22 protein-coding genes and 1 tRNA gene are annotated in these 20,035 nt (G+C 57.1%); 12 read left to right on the forward strand and 11 right to left on the reverse strand.

Annotated elements, in window-relative coordinates:
• Window positions 1-66: 66 nt before the first annotated feature.
• A complete protein-coding gene (filA, locus tag D4A39_RS04480) occupies window positions 67-888 on the reverse strand; it encodes a putative pilus system protein FilA (protein WP_022986107.1) in 822 nt (273 codons plus the stop codon).
• Window positions 889-1,194: 306 nt separating this feature from the next.
• Between filA and D4A39_RS04485 the strand changes: the two genes are divergently transcribed.
• The gene (locus D4A39_RS04485) at window positions 1,195-2,310 is read left to right on the forward strand and encodes an anthranilate synthase component I family protein (protein ID WP_119917565.1); all 1,116 of its coding nucleotides are present in this window, start codon (window positions 1,195-1,197) and stop codon (window positions 2,308-2,310) included.
• A gap of 200 nt (window positions 2,311-2,510) precedes the next feature.
• On the opposite strand, the gene thrH is transcribed toward D4A39_RS04485, so the two are convergent.
• From thrH to D4A39_RS04500, 3 genes are all read right to left on the reverse strand, one after another.
• On the reverse strand, window positions 2,511-3,128 hold the full coding sequence (gene thrH / locus D4A39_RS04490; protein ID WP_022986105.1) for a bifunctional phosphoserine phosphatase/homoserine phosphotransferase ThrH: 618 nt from the start codon (window positions 3,126-3,128) through the stop codon (window positions 2,511-2,513).
• 288 nt (window positions 3,129-3,416) lie between these two features.
• A complete protein-coding gene (gene cysB, locus D4A39_RS04495) occupies window positions 3,417-4,391 on the reverse strand; it encodes an HTH-type transcriptional regulator CysB (RefSeq protein WP_022986104.1) in 975 nt (324 codons plus the stop codon).
• 81 nt (window positions 4,392-4,472) lie between these two features.
• Window positions 4,473-5,387, reverse strand: a complete 915-nt coding sequence (locus D4A39_RS04500; protein WP_031226772.1) for a 5'-nucleotidase — start codon at window positions 5,385-5,387, stop codon at window positions 4,473-4,475.
• A 502-nt stretch (window positions 5,388-5,889) separates the two neighbouring features.
• On the opposite strand from D4A39_RS04500, the gene D4A39_RS17630 reads away from it, so the two are divergent.
• A complete protein-coding gene (locus D4A39_RS17630; protein WP_147393886.1) occupies window positions 5,890-6,501 on the forward strand; it encodes a S46 family peptidase in 612 nt (203 codons plus the stop codon).
• Window positions 6,502-6,755: 254 nt separating this feature from the next.
• Here the strand turns inward: D4A39_RS17630 and D4A39_RS04515 are convergent, their stop codons facing one another.
• Window positions 6,756-7,142: a PilZ domain-containing protein gene (locus D4A39_RS04515; protein WP_022986309.1), complete on the reverse strand. Its 387-nt coding sequence runs from the start codon at window positions 7,140-7,142 to the stop codon at window positions 6,756-6,758.
• The gene (locus D4A39_RS04520) at window positions 7,135-7,812 is read right to left on the reverse strand and encodes a hypothetical protein (RefSeq protein WP_119917656.1); all 678 of its coding nucleotides are present in this window, start codon (window positions 7,810-7,812) and stop codon (window positions 7,135-7,137) included. The genes D4A39_RS04515 and D4A39_RS04520 overlap by 8 nt, the downstream gene beginning before the upstream one ends.
• A gap of 96 nt (window positions 7,813-7,908) precedes the next feature.
• Between D4A39_RS04520 and D4A39_RS04525 the strand changes: the two genes are divergently transcribed.
• Window positions 7,909-8,658, forward strand: a complete 750-nt coding sequence (locus tag D4A39_RS04525; protein ID WP_022986311.1) for a DUF3108 domain-containing protein — start codon at window positions 7,909-7,911, stop codon at window positions 8,656-8,658.
• On the opposite strand, the gene D4A39_RS04530 is transcribed toward D4A39_RS04525, so the two are convergent.
• On the reverse strand, window positions 8,592-9,065 hold the full coding sequence (locus D4A39_RS04530; protein ID WP_119917568.1) for a DUF2489 domain-containing protein: 474 nt from the start codon (window positions 9,063-9,065) through the stop codon (window positions 8,592-8,594). The genes D4A39_RS04525 and D4A39_RS04530 overlap by 67 nt on opposite strands.
• Before the next feature lie 188 nt (window positions 9,066-9,253).
• On the opposite strand from D4A39_RS04530, the gene D4A39_RS04535 reads away from it, so the two are divergent.
• Genes D4A39_RS04535 through mtnC form a run of 5 tightly spaced genes read left to right on the forward strand, consistent with a single transcriptional unit; the run spans window position 9,254 to window position 12,680 of the window.
• Window positions 9,254-9,724, forward strand: coding sequence for a hypothetical protein (locus tag D4A39_RS04535; protein WP_022986532.1), 471 nt, complete (start codon window positions 9,254-9,256; stop codon window positions 9,722-9,724).
• Window positions 9,714-10,748 carry an S-methyl-5-thioribose-1-phosphate isomerase gene (gene mtnA / locus D4A39_RS04540; protein ID WP_119917569.1) on the forward strand — a complete coding sequence of 345 codons (1,035 nt, stop codon included), beginning with the start codon at window positions 9,714-9,716 and terminating at the stop codon, window positions 10,746-10,748. Before D4A39_RS04535 ends, mtnA begins: the two co-directional genes overlap by 11 nt.
• Window positions 10,749-10,767: 19 nt before the next feature.
• Window positions 10,768-11,403: a methylthioribulose 1-phosphate dehydratase gene (locus D4A39_RS04545; RefSeq protein WP_119917570.1), complete on the forward strand. Its 636-nt coding sequence runs from the start codon at window positions 10,768-10,770 to the stop codon at window positions 11,401-11,403.
• Between the two features lie 3 nt (window positions 11,404-11,406).
• Window positions 11,407-11,949 (forward strand): 1,2-dihydroxy-3-keto-5-methylthiopentene dioxygenase, encoded by a 543-nt coding sequence (locus D4A39_RS04550; protein ID WP_022986535.1) that lies wholly within the window; start codon window positions 11,407-11,409, stop codon window positions 11,947-11,949.
• 47 nt (window positions 11,950-11,996) lie between these two features.
• On the forward strand, window positions 11,997-12,680 hold the full coding sequence (gene mtnC / locus D4A39_RS04555) for an acireductone synthase (RefSeq protein WP_119917571.1): 684 nt from the start codon (window positions 11,997-11,999) through the stop codon (window positions 12,678-12,680).
• 16 nt (window positions 12,681-12,696) lie between these two features.
• On the opposite strand, the gene D4A39_RS04560 is transcribed toward mtnC, so the two are convergent.
• Window positions 12,697-13,827 (reverse strand): methyltransferase, encoded by a 1,131-nt coding sequence (locus D4A39_RS04560; RefSeq protein WP_119917572.1) that lies wholly within the window; start codon window positions 13,825-13,827, stop codon window positions 12,697-12,699.
• A 142-nt stretch (window positions 13,828-13,969) separates the two neighbouring features.
• Between D4A39_RS04560 and D4A39_RS04565 the strand changes: the two genes are divergently transcribed.
• A tRNA-Pro gene (locus D4A39_RS04565) sits at window positions 13,970-14,046 on the forward strand.
• 78 nt (window positions 14,047-14,124) lie between these two features.
• On the opposite strand, the gene D4A39_RS04570 is transcribed toward D4A39_RS04565, so the two are convergent.
• Both D4A39_RS04570 and thpR read right to left on the reverse strand, forming a co-directional pair.
• On the reverse strand, window positions 14,125-14,754 hold the full coding sequence (locus D4A39_RS04570; protein ID WP_119917573.1) for a YbhB/YbcL family Raf kinase inhibitor-like protein: 630 nt from the start codon (window positions 14,752-14,754) through the stop codon (window positions 14,125-14,127).
• A 65-nt stretch (window positions 14,755-14,819) separates the two neighbouring features.
• Window positions 14,820-15,332: an RNA 2',3'-cyclic phosphodiesterase gene (gene thpR, locus D4A39_RS04575; protein WP_022986539.1), complete on the reverse strand. Its 513-nt coding sequence runs from the start codon at window positions 15,330-15,332 to the stop codon at window positions 14,820-14,822.
• A gap of 144 nt (window positions 15,333-15,476) precedes the next feature.
• Between thpR and rimO the strand changes: the two genes are divergently transcribed.
• The 3 genes from rimO to D4A39_RS04590 all read left to right on the forward strand — a co-directional run bounded on the left by rimO (window position 15,477) and on the right by D4A39_RS04590 (window position 18,736).
• Window positions 15,477-16,820: a 30S ribosomal protein S12 methylthiotransferase RimO gene (gene rimO, locus D4A39_RS04580; protein WP_022986540.1), complete on the forward strand. Its 1,344-nt coding sequence runs from the start codon at window positions 15,477-15,479 to the stop codon at window positions 16,818-16,820.
• Window positions 16,817-17,671: a DMT family transporter gene (locus tag D4A39_RS04585; protein ID WP_119917574.1), complete on the forward strand. Its 855-nt coding sequence runs from the start codon at window positions 16,817-16,819 to the stop codon at window positions 17,669-17,671. The genes rimO and D4A39_RS04585 overlap by 4 nt, the downstream gene beginning before the upstream one ends.
• A gap of 105 nt (window positions 17,672-17,776) precedes the next feature.
• Window positions 17,777-18,736 carry an alpha/beta fold hydrolase gene (locus D4A39_RS04590; protein WP_119917575.1) on the forward strand — a complete coding sequence of 320 codons (960 nt, stop codon included), beginning with the start codon at window positions 17,777-17,779 and terminating at the stop codon, window positions 18,734-18,736.
• 43 nt (window positions 18,737-18,779) lie between these two features.
• On the opposite strand, the gene D4A39_RS04595 is transcribed toward D4A39_RS04590, so the two are convergent.
• On the reverse strand, window positions 18,780-20,021 hold the full coding sequence (locus tag D4A39_RS04595; protein WP_031227009.1) for an ABC1 kinase family protein: 1,242 nt from the start codon (window positions 20,019-20,021) through the stop codon (window positions 18,780-18,782).
• Between the last annotated feature and the right edge of the window lie 14 nt (window positions 20,022-20,035).

Below are 20,035 nucleotides of genomic sequence, written 5' to 3' on the forward strand. Positions count from 1 at the left end.
GCTCAAACTGTTTTCAACAAACAAAAAAGCCCGGCAATGCCGGGCTTTTTTGTAGCCGGTGACGGCTTAGTGACCAGAGATAATCAGGTTACCCGTCAGATCCAGGCCGATCAGCTCCACATCACCCAGAGCGGAAGCAGTGCCATCACCCAGGGTAAGGTTAGCCATACGAACATCGATACCGTTGGTGGCATCACCGATGTTATCCAGGCCGATGACCAGACCACTAGCAGAAATATCGATGCCAGTGTTCACAGTCAGGTTGGCGCCACCGCTATCGACTACAGACAGGTCAGTAGTCAGAGAGCCGCCAGACACCGAACCGCCGGCATCAGAAACAGAGAAGCCGCTCAGGGAAACACCGCCAGTAATGGAGGTATTCAGAGCAATCATGTTGCCCTGAGGCTCGTTACCCAGCTGAATGTTCATGGTGGTCGCACCCAGAGTAAGGGTACCCAGAGTCACAATACTGGAAACAGTATTGGCCGTAGACCAGGCCGGAGTAGTGTCGTCACGACCGGAGGACGCAACACCCAAAGTACCCAGGTTAACTGACAGGTCAGCAGGCAGGCTTACCTGAATGTTCAGGTAAGGCGCATCAGTGCCAGTAGCGTTACCGTCGTCTGCGTCGATAATCAGGGAAATCTGATCAGTCGTATTGGCGCGGGTGATAGCAAAGCCATCGATAACCAGAGCACCAGCACCGTTAGCGAGGCCATCGGTGTCGTGAATTTTAAGACCAGCAGAAATATCAGTTGCCAGACCAATGGTGATACCGTCACGACCCGTTACGTCAGACAGCGCATCGTCCTGCATCGGCTCGAGAGCCAGGGCGCTCATGGGCGCGGCGGCTACGGCTGCTGCAAGAGCAAGTTTCTTGAAACCCATTGTTATTCTCCTCGTGTGCACAACGTTGTTGTAATGCTTATAGTGCGCCCCGGTTCTCGCAGAGCACGCATTTACGTTAACACAACAGTTACAAAAGCCAATGCGTCCGTTACAAAACTTTTTGTCTCCAACGCCAACCTCTATCCCGCTGATATAAAAGGATTTATTAAACAGTGGCACGAATGTATCAGCAAAATATTCCCAGGCCAGCTTTCGGCAATCGCATAATCTGTTACTGCCAGTAACAGGATAGGCACCCTTTTCTGTAACAGGTAAACTAGCGTTGCTCAAAAATGAACCGGTGACATGATTACACGCTGCCTATACCGCTCCGGGGGGCAACTTCTTGCCCTGCCCCAGCCCAATCTGACCCTTATCGCCTCGAACGAGGATGACATGCGGGCCTGCATGACCCAGGTGAAGCGCGAACTCGGGACACGATACCGATTTGTCTGCGGCTTGCTGCCCTATGAAAGTGGCCATTGGCGGCACAACCTGCGGGTAGCCCCCCTGCCGGTTACGCTATACCTATATAAAGAACCACCCAGGTTATTGGCTGACTCGGGGGAGGATCCCGGGGACTTCCGCCTGCATGGGGCCTTCAAACCAGATCAATCGAAAGGCGAATACCTCCAGTCCCTGTCACAAATTCGGCGTTACCTTGAGGCTGGCGATTGTTACCAGGTCAATTTGGCGCAGCGCTTTTCCGCTCCTTTCAGTGGCTCGGCCCTCACGGCATGGCTCGCACTGGATGCTGCCCACCCCGCCCCCCATAGCTGCTATTTTGATACTGGCGATCAACAGATCTTTGGTGTATCACCAGAGCGTTTTCTGTCCATCCGCCAGGGCAAGATGATCAGCGAACCGATCAAGGGTTCACGGCCCCGGGGCGCAACCCCGGAAGACGATCTCATCCTTGCCCAGGAATTGCAGGCCAATCCGAAAGACAAAGCTGAAAATCTGATGATCGTTGATCTTCTACGGAATGATCTTGGGGCCTGCTGCAAGCCAGGCTCGATCAGTGCCTCGCCGCTGTTTGAACTACGACAATTCAGCAATGTTCAGCATCTTGTCAGCACAGTAAACGGCGAGCTCAGCGATGGCATCTCCCCACTGGAGGCTCTCTGGCAAGCGTTTCCCGGCGGTTCGATTACCGGTGCACCCAAAAAACGCGCCATGGAAATTATTCATGAGCTCGAACCTTTCGAGCGGGGTGCTTATTGCGGCAGCTTCTTCTGGATGGATGATCAGGGCAACCTGGATAGCAATATCCTGATCCGCACCATGCAGACGGAGGGAGACAGGATCTATTGTCATGGTGGCGGGGGGATCGTGTTTGATTCCGAACCGGAAGCCGAATACGAGGAGAGCTACTTCAAGGTCGCGAAACTGATGGGGGCGCTGGAAGACGCTTTTTTGTAAGGCTGGATCCGGGCAGAGGGGATTTGACAATAATGGCGGAGAGGCACATTCGCCCATTTGCGCCTAAAGCCCTTGTGGGAGCCTGCCTGCCAGCGATGGATCGTCGTTGGCCAGCAAACGCCAGCAACCCAGCCCCCACAGGAGCATCACAGACAGTCGCTGGCGAGGCAGGCCCCCTACAAGGCGTGACCGCCTTCGTGTTACAGCGGGATATCGCGCGGGCTGGCCTTGACGATTTCTTTTTTCAGGTCTTCGTAGCTGTGTACCGCCGGGAATTGCGGGAATTCGGCAATGACGTTTTCCGGAGCATGGAACAGGATGCCCTGCTCGGCTTCAGACAACATGGTCGTGTCGTTGTAGGAATCGCCGGCGGAGATACAGTGATAATTGAGGCTATGGAAGGCCTTGATAGACATGCGCTTGGGGTCTTTCTGGCGCAGCTTGTAATCAGTGATTTTGCCGCTCTCATCGACTTCCAGGCGGTGACAGAACAGGGTCGGCCAGCCCAGCTTCTTCATCAACGGCTTGGCGAATTCGTAGAAGGTGTCCGACAGGATGATCAGCTGGAAGTGCTCACGGGCCCAATCAACGAATTCCTTGGCGCCCTCTAATGGGTCCAGGGTATCGATGACTTCCTGGATATCAGGCAGGCCATAGCCTTTCTCATCCAGAATGCGCAGACGCATCTGCATCAGTTCATCGTAGTCCGGGATGTCCCGGGTGGTGGCACGAAGTTCCTCAATGCCGGTTTTCTCGGCGAAGTTGATCCAGATTTCAGGAATCAACACCCCTTCCAGGTCCAGACAGAGCAGTTCCACGGTTTTCCCCTATGGGTTGATCAGGCGCGCACAATGTAGCTGCGAGCCCTTTAGAAATCAATTGGCGCCAGATAAAGGCCGGTTCTGCACTCAGAGCACAGCGTCCACGCAGGAGAACCCTCAACAGGCTTCAGGGGGGCAGAATTCTCGGGGGACGGGAGCGCAGAAAGTGCACAGGACCCACTTGCTCAGAGCACTCATTGGGCAAAACACATCAACAGATAAGGCACAAAGCACCGAATCAAGCGGTTTCACATAGTGCACGCTGTGGCCCCTGGCGAGCGGATTCTAGCGGACGGGCAATTCAATGTCGGCAAACAGGGCTTCACGCTCTTCCCTGTTACTCGCCTTGATCGCGGCTTCTACCAGGTTCTGGCTGAGGTGAGGTGCAAATGCCTTGAGGAAGTCGTACATGAACCCCCGCAAGAAGGTCCCCTTGCGGAAGCCGATTCGGGTGGTGCTGGATTCAAACAGGTGGCTGGCATCCAGCGCGACAAGGCCCTTGTCTTCAACCGGGTCCACTGCCATATGGGCAATGATCCCTACCCCCATCCCCAGGCGCACGTAGGTCTTGATCACATCGGCATCGGCGGCGGTGAATACCACCTTGGGCTCCAACCCTTTGTCCGTGAAGGCGTCGTCCAGCTTGCTGCGGCCAGTGAAACCAAACACATAGGTCACAATCGGGAATTCCGCCAGTGCTTCCAGGGTCAGGGGTGTTATCTTCGTGAGTGGGTGCCCCTCGGGAACGACGACCGTACGGTTCCAGCGGTAGCACGGCATCATGATCAGGTCTGAAAAAAGATCCAGGGCTTCTGTGGCGATCGCGAAATCGACACTGCCATTGGCCGCCATCTCGGAAATCTGCATGGGCGTACCCTGATGCATATGCAGGGAGACGTCCGGGAACAGTCGGGTGAACTGATGGATCACCGGCGGCAAGGCGTAGCGTGCCTGGGTATGGGTAGTGGCGATACTCAGCTCACCGCGAGACTCATCACGGAATTCCTGGGCGACACGACGAATGGATTCGGTCTGCTGGAGGATTTCGCCGGCAATGCGCAGAATCGCCTGCCCGGCTGGAGTGATATGGGTAAGGTGCTTGCCACTGCGAGCAAAGACCTCAACCCCAAGTTCGTCTTCCAGCATGCGGATCTGCTTGCTGATACCCGGCTGCGAGGTGTAGAGCGCAGCAGCGGTGGCAGACACATTCAGATCATGGCGCGCGACTTCCCAGATGTAGCGTAGTTGCTGCAGTTTCATCCTTGCCTCCGCAAGCTGATCCTATACCGGTTATAAGAATATAAGGAATTATGCGTTCCGCGCATAGCACGCATAGGGAGACTAACCCTCCTGCTTTCGCCGGTTGGCAATACCATGGGGTACATGACCCGCGGCAACGTGCCGGGAGGCAGATTCACAATGCCCCTGCTGATCATCAAAGAAGACATCGGCGCCGAAGGCTCTCAGGAAATCTCCCTTGGCGAGCCCGCCCAGGAACAGGCTTTCGTCCAGGCGAATATCCCATTCCCGCAATGTGCGTACCACCCGCTCATGGGCCGGAGCACTGCGGGCAGTGACCAGTGCCGTGCGGATTGGGCAGCTTTCCACGGGAAAGCTGTTCTGGAGCTGGTGCAGCGCCGCCAGAAACGGCTTGAAAGGCCCCCCATCCATAGGCTGCCTGGCGGAGCGCTTTTCGTTTTCGGTAAAGGCTTCAAGCCCATCGCTCTGGAAGATCTGTTCCGACTCATCCGAGAACAGCACCGCATCTCCATCAAAGGCAATCCGCAAGATGCCATCGGGCCGTTGGCACTGGCCGCCCGAGAGAATCGTGGCAGCCGCATAGCCGGCTTCCAGGACTTGCTGAACATCTCCGGGATCAGTGGAAAGAAACAGGTGCGCCCCAAACGCCGAGACGTAACGGTGGGGACTTTCCCCCCCGGCAAAGGCAGCACGGGTGATCGGCAAACCGTAATGCTCAATGGAGTTGAACACGCGCAGGCCAGTGTCAGAGCTGTTTCTCGATAGCAGGATCACCTCTACCCTGCCCTTACCTTCATCCAGCTCATTGATGGCCAGCAGCTTTTGTACCAGCGGGAAGGCATCGCCCGGGGCCAACACATCCTCTTCGTGATTGACCTGATAATCCTGAAACGCTTCCAGCCCTTGCTCCAAATAAACCTGGTGGCTGTCTGAAAGATCAAACAGGGCTCGCGAACTGATCGCTACCACCAACTTTCCATCAAACGAAACCGGCATAGTCCATTCCAACTGTTTGGGGCTTTCATTAACCAGGGAACCTCTGAATAACTCCTTGCGTGCTCAGTCTTTCAGGCTGGTTCGCCCCCTCTATAGGTCAAAAGGTAAAGAGGGGCGCGATTTTGAAGCTGTATGCCCATCCATCGAAAAAGCGCAACAACGAGTGCGGGCCAGCCTGGAAGACCCGAAGGGCGTGTCCTGAAGCGCCCATCTGCTGCGCCTTGTCTCTAGGAAAGGGAACCCCCCTTACCGTCGAGACAAGACACAACAGCTGCACGCTTCAGGACACGCTGAGCATGCAAGGAGTTAGTCAGAGATTCCCAGTATCAGTTTGACCGATTCTGTTGGCAACTTCCTTCATCTCTACCCGATCCTGTCAGACAGTCACCTGATCAATGGTTGTTCACTTTAAGGATGTGGCATAAAGTTGCCTCAGCACTCGGGCGTTCACCAAAAGCGCCAATGCTGTTCATTCCATCCGAAGGGGAAGAGGGAGTCATCCATGGCTGCTAACAAGGTAAAAGATACCGTCGAAGAGCTTCAGGCACAGATTCGCAAACTGGCTGAACGATTTGACAAGGAACGTGAAAAGCAGATCGCCCAGCTGGAAAAGCAACTGGAAAAGGTCCGTGATCGCCTTAACCAGGAGGTGAAGCGTCAGAAGGATTACTTCAACAAGCTGGAGACGCTGCAAGCTGAATACCGTGAAAAGGCGACAGCTACCGTCAAACGTCAGCTGGACCGCGCCCGCAAGACCGCCGACGATGCCCGCAAACAGGTGGATGACTCCGAGGCTCGCAAGCGTATCCTCGAAACCGAGGTGAAGGTATTGAAGGCTACCGCCAAGCAAGCGCACAGCCTTGCGCGGGTTATCGGCCAGTACGAAAAGGATCTGGAAAAACGCGCCAAGGAAATTGAGCGCAAGGTGAGCCCGAAGAAAGCCCCGGCCAAGAAGAAGGCCGCGGCGAAGAAAGCACCGGCCAAAAAAGCCGCTACCAAGAAAAAGGCTGCTGTGAAGAAAACCCCTGCCAAGAAGAAAGCAGCGGCTAAAAAGGCACCCGCCAAGAAAAAGGCGGCCGCCAAGAAGGCCCCTGCCAGCGGTACTGACAGCTAAACGCCTGCAAGCCCTTTACAAAAGCCCCGGCACACGCCGGGGCTTTTTTATGTTCATCACGGAGTAGCGGGGAAAACAGCCAGGTCGGACGTCTGAAATCCGACCAACCTGCCAGACTTCTCTGAACCCCGCGTTGAAGCATTAAAAACGGTGACAATCGCGCCGCCAGCGACGCTCCTACGGAAAGGTGGGTTGCCAGAGTGAAGGAACGGCACTCCCCCATAGGCCCGGCTTTGCCGGATCTCCCTTCCGGCTTACGCCTGCTGGGGAAGCACCTCTTCCATGCCGGCGAGGTAACGAATCTGATGCTGGTCTACATCGCCAGCCAGGTCACGCAGACTTTGATATGTTCTCAGCCCCAAGCGGTAGGCCTGGCCTGCCCGCTGACAACTGACGACCTCCGCCGAGACCTGACGAAGGATCATACCAGGGGCGTACAGATCGAGCTTGACGATGGTATTGGGCGACAGCCGAACCGGTGAGGTAAGCCCGATGCCATATCGATTGTAATCGAGGGCCTTGGCCCGAGTAAGGAATCGCCAGCCGCCAAACAGGCGGTGCCGGAAAATATCGATGCGCATTTGCGTGTTAATGCGTGCCAGCTTGCGGCGATTGGCGCCGCGCGTTTCCCTGCTATCCATCATCGAACCGTATCAGCATGTTATCGAAGTATGAGACCACCGCCCTCCTGGCGTTGGCATCCATTGCGACCAGGCCCTTGTGGGTGGCGGAGGTCGACGCTTTACATACTGTAACACGGGCAGCAGAAACAAGGGCACGGTTGAGACGACCAAGCGACAGGCAACCTACCGAACGGTCCATAAAGTGCTCAATGGCCCCATCGTTTATCACCTGCATCACCTCCAATAGCAACTCCATATCGCCGTCGCCGTGGAGAAACGCCTGGAAGACCAACGAGGCCTTTTCAGCCTCAGAAGGCGTCAGCGGAAACGCCACAAAGAGCTTGTTTTCATTATATTTTCTCAGTGTCGAGAAATGTTCCGCGAGACGTCGCTGTTCCATTTGCGTAGTATTTTTCAACAGCCGCGAGACCAGCGTGTCCGTGGCACGCTGGATCACGTTCATGGCCCCCAGAATAAACCTTGCAGCACTCCCCGACGCCCCAGATGCTTCAATGGGACCTTTAAAAAAGGTCGCTAACAGAACGTTAACAAAGGGCGAAACCAAGGCCTCAAGCTCCGCCAGGTGGCACTGATCAGGAGACGCCAGGACTCCATCGATAAAACCCTCGATAGTGGCGTGCAAATTTTCCGGTGCCGCAAAGGCAACATGGAGCGTGCTATCATTCATCCAGTCTTTCCAATCGTGCTGTCAGGGATCACAGGGAACGTGGCGCATCTTACTTTACTTTATCGTTCTGGCCGGCTGCTTCTCGGCCTGATGCTAATGGCAGGCGAGTCAGTTCTGGCACAACAAGTCATAAACGGCGACTCATCTACGGTGGCTGCCGGGTACTCATTCCCCGCCGCCCTACCCCCTGCCCAAGCGCGCTATCGGGTTGTGGTCAATGGTATACCTGTGGGTATGGATGCCATGATTACCCTAACCCCACACCAGAAGGGTTATCAGCTTCAATTTCGAGCCGAAAACCGCTTTTTCAGACATGAAGAAGTTGCTCTGTTCGACTGGAATAACTGTACAGCGCGCCCCCATCACTATCGTCATGCCAGTGCAGGATTTGGCATCAACCGCGAAGGCGAGATTGATTTTGACTGGATTGCTCGTCAGGCCAACGGCAGCAAGGCGGTCTACGCTCTCGCAGACAATGCACTGGATGCCCTCAGTGTGGCGATGATGGCCCGCTGCAACATGGCGAGAGCGGAGCCAAACTTTGAATATGCGGTGGCAGAACCGGATGGCATGGATACTTACCAGTACCGCCTGCTGAAGACCGAGGCTCTGGAAACCCCTGCCGGGAAGTGGCAAACCGTGAGCGTGGAACGGGATTACCCGGAACGGGGGCGTCGCTCACGCTTTTGGGCAGCCAGGGAGCTGGAATACTTCATGGTGCGCATGGATCATCAGGAAAATCCCTTTATCCGCGGGCGCATTGAACTAACGGAATTCCGCTACCTGTCAGGGGAGGAAATACCCAGCCCTGATCGCCAGTCAGGCAGCACCGTGACCAGTCGCTGAGCGGCGGCACGAATTCGCTCACGGTTTTCTTCATCCAGTTGCCAGCGGTATTTATCTTGTTCATGGCGTGCCTTCGGGGTGAGGTTATGGCGCGCCTGGCCCCGGTCAAATTGCTGGCACGTCTGGGCAAACTGATGAATATCGGACAAATCCACCTTTGGCGAGATGCTCGCGGGCAAGGTATCCAGCAGTGCGCTGATACGGATCGCTGCCTCGCTGACCTCGACCTGCTGCTGCTCTAGCGCCTTGCACAGCACCTCAAGACTATCCAGCACACCGGATTGCTGCACTCGTTGCTCTGTTTTGTGTCGCCTGGCCAGCCACCAGCGCCACCCCACCAGGCCAAGCAAGGAGCCAATCACCAACCCCGCCAGCGCGGCGCATAAAACCTGCCAGACAAATGCCATGTATCTTTCCCGTTGATAGGCCAAATGGGCGACTATGATGACTGGCCCGGACTCCTGCCTGCAAGCTTGCCACCCCTTTTCGCCCACCATCGACCTGTCTCGTACAGAACATTTGAAAAGTCCACGCCACGACACCATCCTACGCAGCACAATATCATCATGGTCTGACTAACCGCCCCGGAGGCAACGTGAAACTGGCTCTTCCTGATTGGCTATCGCCTGTTGCACAGCAGCTCGAGCCCTGGCTCCCCGCCCTGACCCTTACCGGGGTGGTGATGGCGCTTGCCTCCATGGTCGCCATCCCCTGGCTATTGATTCGCATGCCTGCCCACTACTTCACCGAGGCGTATCAGCCCCGTTCACAACGCGGGCCTCTGGCGTGGCTGCTATGGTGTCTGCGTAACCTGCTGGCCCTGCTCTTGTTACTGGCCGGCGTCATCATGCTGGTCCTACCCGGCCAGGGATTGTTGACCATTCTGATTGCTATCATGACCAGCACATTTCCGGGGAAATACCGTATGGAACGCGCTATTATGCGGCGCCCCGGGGTATTCCGGGCCGCCAACTGGATTCGCGCCCGTTACCATCGTGAACCGCTCCTTCATCCCGATGCCCAGGTACCGCCGGGTAACCACAAGGATTCCTTGCATGGCCATTAACAGCGCAGCCATTCGCTGGCACGGAAACTCGCTGGAGCTGCTGGACCAGCGCCTGCTCCCCACCCAGACCGTCTGGCTAACCATCAGCGATAGCCAGCAAGCCGCCAACGCCATTCGCGAGATGGTGGTACGCGGAGCTCCTGCCATCGGCATCGCGGCAGCCTATGGCCTGGCACTTGAAGCCCAACGTTTGGGTGACAACGCCAGCCTCCCCGCTCTCGCCACCGCCATCGAGTGTCTGGCCAGCAGCCGCCCCACGGCCGTCAATCTGTTCTGGGCACTGGAGCGACTGCAGCGCACCGCTGGCGAGCGAACAGGGAGCGAACTGGTACAGGCCTTGATTGAGGATGCCGAATCCATCCACCAGGAAGACCTGGCAGCGAACCGCCGCATGGGCGAGTTTGGCGCCGCCTTGCTGAGCCCTGGCGCCACCCTCTACACCCATTGCAACACCGGAGCGCTGGCCACCGGCGGTCACGGTACCGCCCTGGGCATTATTCGCAGTGCGTGGGAAGCGGGCACGCTTGCCGGGGTCTACGCCGGTGAAACCCGCCCCTGGCTGCAAGGCAGTCGCCTGACCAGCTGGGAGCTACTCAACGATGGCATCCCGGTTACCCTTGTGGCTGACAGCAGCGCAGGCCAATTGATGGCCCAGGGCAAGATTGACGCCGTCATTGTCGGCGCCGACCGGATCACCGCTAACGGTGATACCGCCAACAAGATCGGCACCTACACTCTGGCGGTGCTCGCCAAACATCACGGCATTCCGTTCATTGTGGCCGCGCCGTTGTCGACCCTTGATAGCGAGTTGCCGGACGGCAGCCATATCGTGATTGAAGAACGCGATGGCAGTGAAATCCGCCAGATACAAGGCAAGCCTGTGGCACCGGCACACTGCCCCGTCTATAACCCGGCCTTTGATGTGACGCCGGCATCCCTGATCAGTGCGATTGTCACTGAACGTGGCGTCATTGATGCCCCCGACACATCGAAGGTACTTGCCCACCTTCAAGCCAGCCACTGAGGCAGCCAGAGCCGACACCATGACTGATCGCCCTTTTTCTACTGCCAGCTACCGCGACGCCGCCAGAGCGCTGGCCGCGACCGGCCAGCGTATTTATGCCAATGGATGGTCACCAGCCACCAGCAGTAACTATTCCGTTCGCCTGAACGCGACCCACGCGGCCATCACTCGCTCCGGGAAAGATAAAGGTTTGCTGCGCGAAACCGACATCATGGCGGTTGACCTTCAGGGCCAACCCGCCACCGATGGCAAGCCATCTGCCGAAACCCTTCTGCACACCCAGGTGTACCAGCGTTTTCCTGAGATCGGCGCAGTACTGCACACCCACAGCCACGCCAGTACCGTGCTGACCATGCATTGGCCTGCCAATATGCTGACGCTGGAAGGCTACGAGCTGCTGAAAGCACTCGAGGGCATCCACACCCATGAGAGTCGACTGCAGATCCCGGTCTTCGACAATACTCAGGACATCGCCGCGCTGGCCAGTGAGGTCGATACGGCCATGGCAGAAGGCGCCATCAGCCATGCCTACCTGATTCGTGGGCATGGGCTTTATACCTGGGCCAGCGATCTGCCATCCTGTTACCGACAGCTTGAAGCGTTGGAGGTCTTGCTCGCCGTTGAGCTGGATCGCCGTCGCCTGAGTGGAGTGTAAAACATGAGCGAACTTAAGATATTTCATGACAGCCAGCCGCAAACCGTTCAGCAGCATCTGACCGACAAAGCAGCTATGGCCCAGGCGCTGGCGGCCGCCGGGATTCGCTATGAACAGTGGGAAGCCAGCAAGGCACTGTCAGAAAATCCCGATCAGGCAGAGGTGATTGAGGCCTATCAGGCAGATATCAATCGTCTTATTGAACAGGAAGGCTACCAGACCGTCGATGTCGTCAGCATGGTACCGGATCACCCGGAAAAGGCCGCTTTTCGACAAAAGTTTCTGGAAGAACATCGTCACAGTGAAGACGAAGTGCGCTTCTTCGTGGAAGGCCGCGGTCTGTTTACGCTGCACATTGGCGACAACGTCTATGAAGTGCTGTGCACCAAGGGCGATTTGATCAGCGTGCCAGCGAACACGCCGCACTGGTTCGATATGGGCCCCAACCCTCGTTTTGTGGCGATCCGCCTGTTCAACAACCCTGAGGGATGGGTCGCAAATTTTACCGGCAGCGATATCGCCCAGCGATTCAATCGTCTGGACTGAACGCGATTTGCGCATCCGGGGATAACACCAGAAAACGGGATACCGCCATGATCAAGGCCATCGTTACCGATATCGAAGGCACCACCAGCAGCATTTCTTTCGTCAAGGAAGTGCTGTTCCCCTATGCCGCCAACGCCTTCCCCCGGTTTCTGGCAGAACACTGGGATGAGGCTGACGTTCAACAACTGATTGCGGCAGCCGCCGCCGAAAGTGGCCAGCCGCTGACATCACCTGACAGTGCCAATGCCCTCTTCCAGGAATGGATCGCAGCAGACCGCAAGGTAACGCCACTCAAGGCCCTGCAAGGCAAAATCTGGCAGGCGGGCTATGAGAATGGCGATTATACCGCCCACCTTTATCCCGACACCGCGGCCAACCTGAACCTCTGGAAAAAGCAAAACCTGGATCTTTATGTGTACTCGTCAGGCTCCATCGCTGCACAAAAGCTGTTTTTCGGCTACAGCGATGCCGGCGACCTGACTCCCCTTTTCAGTGGCTATTTCGATACCACCTCGGGCCATAAGCAGGATGTCCAGAGCTACCGGAATATTCAGGCCGCCATTGGCCTTCCGGCCAACCAGTTGCTGTTCCTGTCTGATGTGGAAGCCGAACTGGATGCCGCAGCCGAAGCGGGTTTTCATACTTGCCGGCTGGATCGTGAGGGCAGTCAGGGCGCCAGCCGACACCCAGTGGCCAGCCGTTTTGATGAGATTGATCTGGCTAGCTTTTAAGCCAGTCCATGGCGCGTCAGGACTGGCCAGGCCGCCCTCGTGGCAACCGGCAAGCCCACACCACAAACTTTCGATTGCTGCCGGCTACCTCGACCGATTCAAACAACCGCTGCAACACGGTGTGATACCCCAGATGCCGGTTTCCGATCACCCGTAACTCGCCATCAAGTGCCAGCGACTCGCTGGCCTGCCGAAACAACCGGCGTGCCACATGATCCCCGACCACATGGCCTTCATGGAAAGGCGGGTTCAGCAAGATCAGGTCAAACGGGCCTCCGGCGCCTTTCAACCCATCGCCCAGATGAAACCGGGCGTTTGCGTTCGGGCTGTGGCGGTCTACATTCTCCCGGGCGCTCTGCAAGGCCAGCCAGGACTCATCACAAAACGTCACCCGGCAACCGGGCGAAGCGGCCAGCATGGCGAGCCCCATGACGCCGTTTCCACAACCCAGGTCTGCCACACGCGTGTCTGGCGTCACATTCATTGGCAGATGGTCCAGAAAGCAGCGCGCGCCGATATCCAGCTGGGACTGTGAGAACACTCCCGCATGAACAACCAAGGGGCCGAATGGAGAATCAATGGTAGAAGGATAGTCCGCCTGTGCCAGGGATTGCCCCGGTGTTCGGGCACTGAACAAGCGCGCTTTTTTCCAACCGTACTCGGCGCGGCCGTTCCCCAGGAACCTCTCCAGCAGCGGAACCAGCTGGCGCGGCAAATGCTTGTCCATTCCCGCAAGCCAGACAGGTACATCGTCCGGCGTGTTCTGCGCGATCCAGTCCAGCTGGGATTCCAGCAGGGCCACGGATTTGGGGACTTTCAGCACTATTTGATCCGGGGTGACATCAAGTGCCTGTTGTGGCCAGCACCATTGGGGAGGGGCAAGGCCATTGGTCTGTGCGTTGATGGCCATCCCCTTCCACGCCAGCCAGGAATCACCACAGGACAGCGCCTCGCCATGCTGGCTTGCAGCCAGCGCCAGCGCTCCCCAGCTGTCATTGAGACACAGCGTCGCTGTCCCTTCGCCCCGATCCGCCAGAGTCTTCAGCAGATAGTGGTCAGCGTTGTCCCAGGCCTGCAATGCGTCCTGCCGTTTTAGCGGCCAGCGCTGCAAGGTTAGCGTGCCCCAAGGATGCTCAAATTCCGTCATTGCGTCTCTTCACCTGCCAGTCTGGCGTGGCATTCTGCCTGTGTGATTCCGGGTTGGCCATAATCTGTGCAAACGACCCCCACCGGGGGATTTAGGTATGGCAATTTCAGAATTCGCTGCTAGAATGCGCCAGCACCAGATCCGGAATATAGCTCAGCCTGGTAGAGCACTACGTTCGGGACGTAGGGGTCGCAGGTTCGAATCCTGCTATTCCGACCAATTCCAGCCCTTCCCGGGGGCTGACGAAAAAGGCCGCTTTCCGCGGCCTTTTTTCTTTCCTGATTCCCCAACAGCCGTCTACTTGGCCAGTCGCGGATTCAGGGTGTAACTCACGGTGATGCTGGCGGAATCCAGCGCATTCGCCTTGATCAGCCCGACCAGCGCGGCACCGCTGAGATCCCCTTCTGTCGGCAATTGCTCCACGTCCAGTGCGTACACGGTGAAGACATAGCGGTGCACGATGCTGTCATTCCACGGCGGACAGGGCCCATCGTAACCAAAGTACTCCCCTTCCATATCCGCATCACCGGCAAACCAGCCGCTATAGTCGTTCTTGCCGTGGCGCAGCCCCTGTGGGGCAGTGGGTCCGTTCTTGCCATGGGCGGTCACTTCGCTCGAATGCTCGCCCTCAAGAATTTCACTCTGACCGGCAGGAATGTCGAACAGGGTCCAGTGATAAAAATCCACCCGCGGCAAATCTGCCGGGACTTCCCTGTCTTCCTGGTTCACATCGTCACCGGCACTGGGGCAATCCGGGTCATGGCAAACCACGGCAAATGAGCGGGTCTGTGACGGCGCGTCTTTCCAGGCCAGATGGGGATTGATGTTGCTGGAAAGGGCCACGTGGGTATCTGCATCCTTGACCGCAAAGGCGTACTTCTCACCAATGGGGGCCTGATCGGTCAGGCTGTTGCTGAGTAACTGCATGGTGAAACTCCTGTTCACTGTCGTGTGAGGTCGTCCGTTGAAGCATGCGGGTCCTGATGGGGATTTCAACCACCGGAAAGCGCAAAACGCTGCAACGGATGGTAACTCGGCGGCCTGCCGTGACGGCTGTCACTTTCATAGAGCCACAACTGATCCGCATCCAGAATCCACTGCCCCGTGCGCCTCTGCAATGGCTCTCCGGGTTTGGCCAGGGTCACATGGGGACGAAACCGCCGCGTCTCCGCCGTAAAGCCGTCGACTGCGCTGAGCAACTGTTGAATGTCGTCATGGAGCGATGCCAGAGCCGTTTGGGTGGTTTGCGTCAGCGCCAGATAGGGTCCCTCTGGCTCAGGGAAGGGCTCACAGGCCGTCAAGGCAATCGTAAAGGGAGCATGACGGGCAGCCAGTGCAGACACGCCAGGGACCAGACGTTTGACGGAACCCGGTGAGCACTCTCCCAAAAAGGCCAACGTCAGATGCAGGTTTCGCCGCGGCGACGCCTGAGGCAGTCCCAGTGACAACGCCACACATTCATGGGCCAGTGGGCCCGAGACCGGAATGCCGAGAAAACAGCGCATACAATCTCCCTCTGATGGCTCACCTTATACCGGAATCGCCCATGGCTTAAGGGCTGCGACAACGGTAGAATTGCGCGCCCACCCACTCTGACACTCAGCCAGCCGTTTGTGCCCGACAGGCGGCAGCCAATCTCGAGGTGAACTATGTCCGGTAAAGCCCCCGGCAAAGTCGGTTTTATCAGCCTGGGTTGCCCCAAGGCCCTGGTGGACTCCGAACGCATTTTGACCCAGCTCCGCACCGAAGGCTACGAAGTCACGCCGACTTACGATGATGCCGACGTGGTCGTGGTGAATACCTGTGGGTTTATTGACGATGCCAAGGCGGAATCCCTGGACACCATTGGTGAAGCCCTTCACGAGAACGGCAAGGTGATTGTGACCGGCTGCATGGGGGTGGAAGAAGAGACCATTCGCAAGGTACACCCCTCGGTGTTATCCGTGTCTGGGCCCCAGCAGTACGAACAGGTGGTCAACGCGGTTCATCAGGTGGTACCGCCGCTGCAGAACCATGATCCCTTTCTGGATCTGGTCCCCCCGCAAGGGATCAAACTGACCCCGCGTCATTATGCTTATCTGAAGATTTCCGAAGGCTGTAATCATAAATGCAGCTTCTGCATCATCCCGAGCATGCGCGGCAAACTGGACTCACGCCCGGTGGGCGACGTTCTGGATGAAGCTGAAAGGCTGGTCAAAGCGGGGGTACAGGAACTGCTGGTGATCAGTCAGGACACCAGCGCCTATGGTGTCGACCGCAAATACCAAACCGGCTTCTGGCAGGGCATGCCGGTGAAAACCCGGATGCTGGAGCTCTGTCAGGCTCTGGGACAACTGGGGGCCTGGGTTCGGCTTCATTATGTCTACCCCTACCCTCACGTGGACGACATCATCCCGATGATGGCTGAGGGGCATATCCTTCCCTATCTGGATATTCCGTTCCAGCACGCCAGCCCGACAGTACTGAAGGCGATGAAACGCCCTGCTCATGCCGAAAATACCCTTGAGCGGATTCGTCGCTGGCGTGAAATCTGCCCCGACATTACCCTGCGCAGCACCTTTATTACTGGTTTCCCCGGCGAAACCGATGATGATTTTGAGCTGCTGCTCGACTGGCTTGAGGAAGCACAGCTGGATCGCGTCGGCTGCTTCACCTACTCCCCAGTGGAAGGCGCCCCGGCGAACGCACTGGCCAACCCGGTAGACCCGGAACTGGCCGAAGAGCGCCGCGAACGTTTCATGAATGTGCAGGCCCGCATCAGCGCCGACAAGCTGCAGAAAAAGATCGGCAGCGTTCAGGAAGTGTTGATTGATGAGGTAGATGACGAAGGCGCCATTGCCCGCTCCCGCGCCGATGCACCGGAGATCGATGGCTTGGTCTATCTCAATGGCATCACCGACGTGCAGCCCGGCCAGCGCCTCAAGGTCACCATCGAGCATGCAGATGAACATGATCTGTGGGGCACCCCGCTCGACGGACACACCGCCGGGTGAATGACCAACCCCTGAAGGGCGCCCTGCTGCTGGTACTGGGGGAAGGCTTGCTGGCCATCATGGCGGCAATGATCAAACTGCTCTCGGATCACCTGGATACCGAAGTGATTGTGTTCGCGCGCAATCTCTTCGGCCTGCTCTTCCTTCTGCCCATCATCATGCAGCGTGGCGGTTTTCGACAACTGCGTACCGCCAATATTCATCTGCATCTGATACGTGCCTTCACGGGCGTGACCGCCATGTTCTGCTTCTTTTACACCATCGGGCATATTGCCCTGGCAGAAGCGGTGCTGGTGAAAATGACCGTGCCCTTCTTCCTTCCCGTGGTGGGATGGCTATGGCTACGCGAACAGATCGGCCTGCGTACCTGGGTTGCTATTCTGGTGGGCTTCGTCGGCGTTGCCGTCATCATGCGGGCAGATTCGGGTGAGATTGATCCCGTAATGTGGGTTGCTCTGGCCGGGGCCGCGATTATGAGTATCGCCAAGGTCAGCATCCGCCGCATGGCCGTATCTGAACCTCCGCAACGGGTGGTGTTCTACTTTGCCCTGTTTGCGACCGGGTTTTCCGCCCTCCCCCTCGCCTGGACCAGTACCGTGCCCGTCGGGACTGATTATCTGTGGCTTATCGGCATTGGCCTGGTGGCAACCGGTGGCCAGTTTGCCATGACCACGGCCTATCAGATCGCCAGCCCCGGCCAGGTCGGGGTTTACAACTATTCTTCCGTCATTTGGGCAGCACTGCTCGGCTGGATGTTCTGGGGGGAAACCCTGGTAATTACGACGCTGTTGGGCACACTGCTGATCGTTGCCGCCGGGGTGTGGAACCTGAAGGCACCCCGATCGGGCTGATTTATCAGGCTGCCTGCAGGATTTTGGCCCCGGTAGCGGTGTTCAAGCCCCTGTACAAGCATCCTATAATTGACAATTGTTACTTATAGACCGAGTAGATCAATAATGCCTCTACACTCTGCAGTCATTACCCGCGGCTTCATTGCACTGTTATCCGTCGCATTACTCTCTGCCTGCGATAATGCCGCCCAATGGGCTTATCAGAACGGGCTTGAATTCGAAATCTCGCGGGCCGGCCTTCAGGAAGAAACCATCACCACAGACGACGGCATCCAATGGCATCTGCTGGTGAGTGAATCCAGCACCAGTGCCCCCCCGGTTCTGCTGATTCATGGTTTTGGTGCCGACGCCAGCAACTGGGTGCGTTTTGCCGGCAACCTGGAAGAAGAGTTTTACTTCGTCGTGCCGGATCTCCCCGGCCATGGTGATAGCACCCGTGATTTGGGCCTGGATTACACCATGAAAGCCCAAGCCAAGCGGCTGCTTACACTGATGGATACCCTGCAGATCGAGCAATTCCATGTGGCCGGCAATTCCATGGGGGGCGCTATTACATTGGAAATGGCACGACAAGCGCCACAACGGGTTCTTTCCATGGGGCTGGTGGATTCCGCCGGTCTGACACGCCAAACCCCTGAGTTCAAAGCCCTGTTGGAAGGCAGCGACAGCAATCCATTGATTCCCCACAGCCGGGATGAATTCCAGACCACTCTGGAATGGGCCATGGAAGAGCCACCCTACATGCCGGATTTTTTCATGGATGTTATGGGGCAACGCAAAGCGGAAAATGCCGTAGTCGCTGAAGATATTTTCCGTCAGCTGGGCACCGACCCTGGCATGAATCTGGAGAACAGTGAGGTCCTTGCGACACTGGATCAAGCCACGCTGGTTATGTGGGGCAAGGAAGACCGGCTGCTGGGAGTGGATAATGTACCCGTCTTTCTTGAGCGGCTTCCCCGAGCACGATCCGTCATTCTGGATGGCATTGGTCACCTGCCGATGACAGAAGCTCCCGCCAAGAGTGCCGATGCCTTCCGCACATTTTGGAATGAAAACCGTCCTTAATCATCTAGCCAAGTGTGCTGAGTCATCCTTTCAATGTGGTGACTCAGCCCGTGGTGCTACGTAATTCCGGTGGGCGCCAGTCAAAGGGCACGTTGTAACTCATAAGGAACCCCCCCAAGGTAATCAAAACCCGGGAAATACCAATGTAAGAGTCAGGGATGCTAATGCGTTCCTCGCGGAATCGCTCCATCAGATCTCCCATTGCCCCCACAGGGCCCTGTTGATTAAGTTTATCGGTCAACACGTAAAGCGCCAGCTCCCGCAAGGTCTCCGGGCTACCACCACGGAAACCTGCCTGATAGAACAGTTCACCAATATCAACCTGTCCCTCGAACCCCATCAATCCATACAGCAACCTTGAATAACGGCGGACCTCATCCGGGTTCAGCACGCCAATGGCGCCGAAATCCAGAATCACAACCTGCCCTCGATCATTTACCAGAAAATTGCCCGGGTGCGGGTCTGCCTGGTAGACCCCAAACCGCGTCACTTGTTGCAGGTAGCTGGTGAGAAGCACCCCCAGAAGATCGGCCGCGTCTTCAGGGTGCTGATCAAGATGCTGGCGGAGACGGTTACCGCCTTCCCAGCTGGTCACGAGTATCCGTTCACAACACAGAGGCTTAACTAACTCGGGAATCCGGATACGCTCGGGGTGCGGCTGACGAGAAAAGCGCAGGGTATTAGCGGCTTCGTTACGGAAGTCCAGTTCTGTTGCCGTCATGGCCAGCAACTGCTCAATAGCCTGGCGAAGATCAAACTCACGAAACCGTGGAGCCGCAATGGCGGCCAGTGCCTGAAATACTTTGGCATCCTGCTCAAACAAGCGCTTTACTGCCGGCAATCGGACTTTGACTGCTACCTCCTGTCCATTCTTAAGCTTGGCCCGGTGCACCTGTGCGATGGAAGCAACAGCGGTTGGCGTCTCCTCAAACCAGACAAAAGTATCGCGCCAGTCTTTACCCCAGGACTTGGATAGCACTCTGGCGATCGCGCTGAACTCTACGGGCAGGGCGTCACTCTGCAGTTGCTGAAACGCATGAATATACTCAAGCGGCAGCACGTCGGGGCGGCAGCTGAAAAACTGCGCCGCTTTGACCCAGAAGCCACCATTGGCCCTACAAAGCTGAGTGGCAATCTCTGCCGCCTGGTGATGACGTTCGGACAATGCACTGCCGCGGCCGCGAGCATACACCGCTCCGATGCGTGCAAGTGCCGCCAAGCCCCTTACATATCGAGTCCTTCCGGAAGCCAGCCCGACCAGCCCGGTAACACTTTCCCTAATCATGTTTCATCGCCCGA

The sequence above is a fragment of the Alcanivorax profundi genome, from assembly GCF_003597125.1.
Taxonomy (GTDB): domain Bacteria; phylum Pseudomonadota; class Gammaproteobacteria; order Pseudomonadales; family Alcanivoracaceae; genus Alcanivorax; species Alcanivorax profundi.

Coding starts and splice junctions, on each gene's coding strand:
- filA (WP_022986107.1), bottom strand. CDS start 888: ATGGGTTTCAAGAAACTTGCTCTTGCAGCAGCCGTAGCCGCCGCGCCC.
- mtnC (WP_119917571.1), top strand. CDS start 11,997: ATGATCAAGGCCATCGTTACCGATATCGAAGGCACCACCAGCAGCATT.
- cysB (WP_022986104.1), bottom strand. CDS start 4,391: ATGAAACTGCAGCAACTACGCTACATCTGGGAAGTCGCGCGCCATGAT.
- mtnA (WP_119917569.1), top strand. CDS start 9,714: ATGGCCATTAACAGCGCAGCCATTCGCTGGCACGGAAACTCGCTGGAG.
- D4A39_RS04595 (WP_031227009.1), bottom strand. CDS start 20,021: ATGATTAGGGAAAGTGTTACCGGGCTGGTCGGGCTGGCTTCCGGAAGG.
- D4A39_RS04545 (WP_119917570.1), top strand. CDS start 10,768: ATGACTGATCGCCCTTTTTCTACTGCCAGCTACCGCGACGCCGCCAGA.
- D4A39_RS04485 (WP_119917565.1), top strand. CDS start 1,195: ATGATTACACGCTGCCTATACCGCTCCGGGGGGCAACTTCTTGCCCTG.
- D4A39_RS04500 (WP_031226772.1), bottom strand. CDS start 5,387: ATGCCGGTTTCGTTTGATGGAAAGTTGGTGGTAGCGATCAGTTCGCGA.
- D4A39_RS04525 (WP_022986311.1), top strand. CDS start 7,909: ATGGCAGGCGAGTCAGTTCTGGCACAACAAGTCATAAACGGCGACTCA.
- D4A39_RS04560 (WP_119917572.1), bottom strand. CDS start 13,827: ATGACGGAATTTGAGCATCCTTGGGGCACGCTAACCTTGCAGCGCTGG.
- rimO (WP_022986540.1), top strand. CDS start 15,477: ATGTCCGGTAAAGCCCCCGGCAAAGTCGGTTTTATCAGCCTGGGTTGC.
- thpR (WP_022986539.1), bottom strand. CDS start 15,332: ATGCGCTGTTTTCTCGGCATTCCGGTCTCGGGCCCACTGGCCCATGAA.
- D4A39_RS17630 (WP_147393886.1), top strand. CDS start 5,890: ATGGCTGCTAACAAGGTAAAAGATACCGTCGAAGAGCTTCAGGCACAG.
- D4A39_RS04520 (WP_119917656.1), bottom strand. CDS start 7,812: ATGAATGATAGCACGCTCCATGTTGCCTTTGCGGCACCGGAAAATTTG.
- D4A39_RS04570 (WP_119917573.1), bottom strand. CDS start 14,754: ATGCAGTTACTCAGCAACAGCCTGACCGATCAGGCCCCCATTGGTGAG.
- D4A39_RS04515 (WP_022986309.1), bottom strand. CDS start 7,142: ATGGATAGCAGGGAAACGCGCGGCGCCAATCGCCGCAAGCTGGCACGC.
- D4A39_RS04530 (WP_119917568.1), bottom strand. CDS start 9,065: ATGGCATTTGTCTGGCAGGTTTTATGCGCCGCGCTGGCGGGGTTGGTG.
- D4A39_RS04590 (WP_119917575.1), top strand. CDS start 17,777: ATGCCTCTACACTCTGCAGTCATTACCCGCGGCTTCATTGCACTGTTA.
- D4A39_RS04550 (WP_022986535.1), top strand. CDS start 11,407: ATGAGCGAACTTAAGATATTTCATGACAGCCAGCCGCAAACCGTTCAG.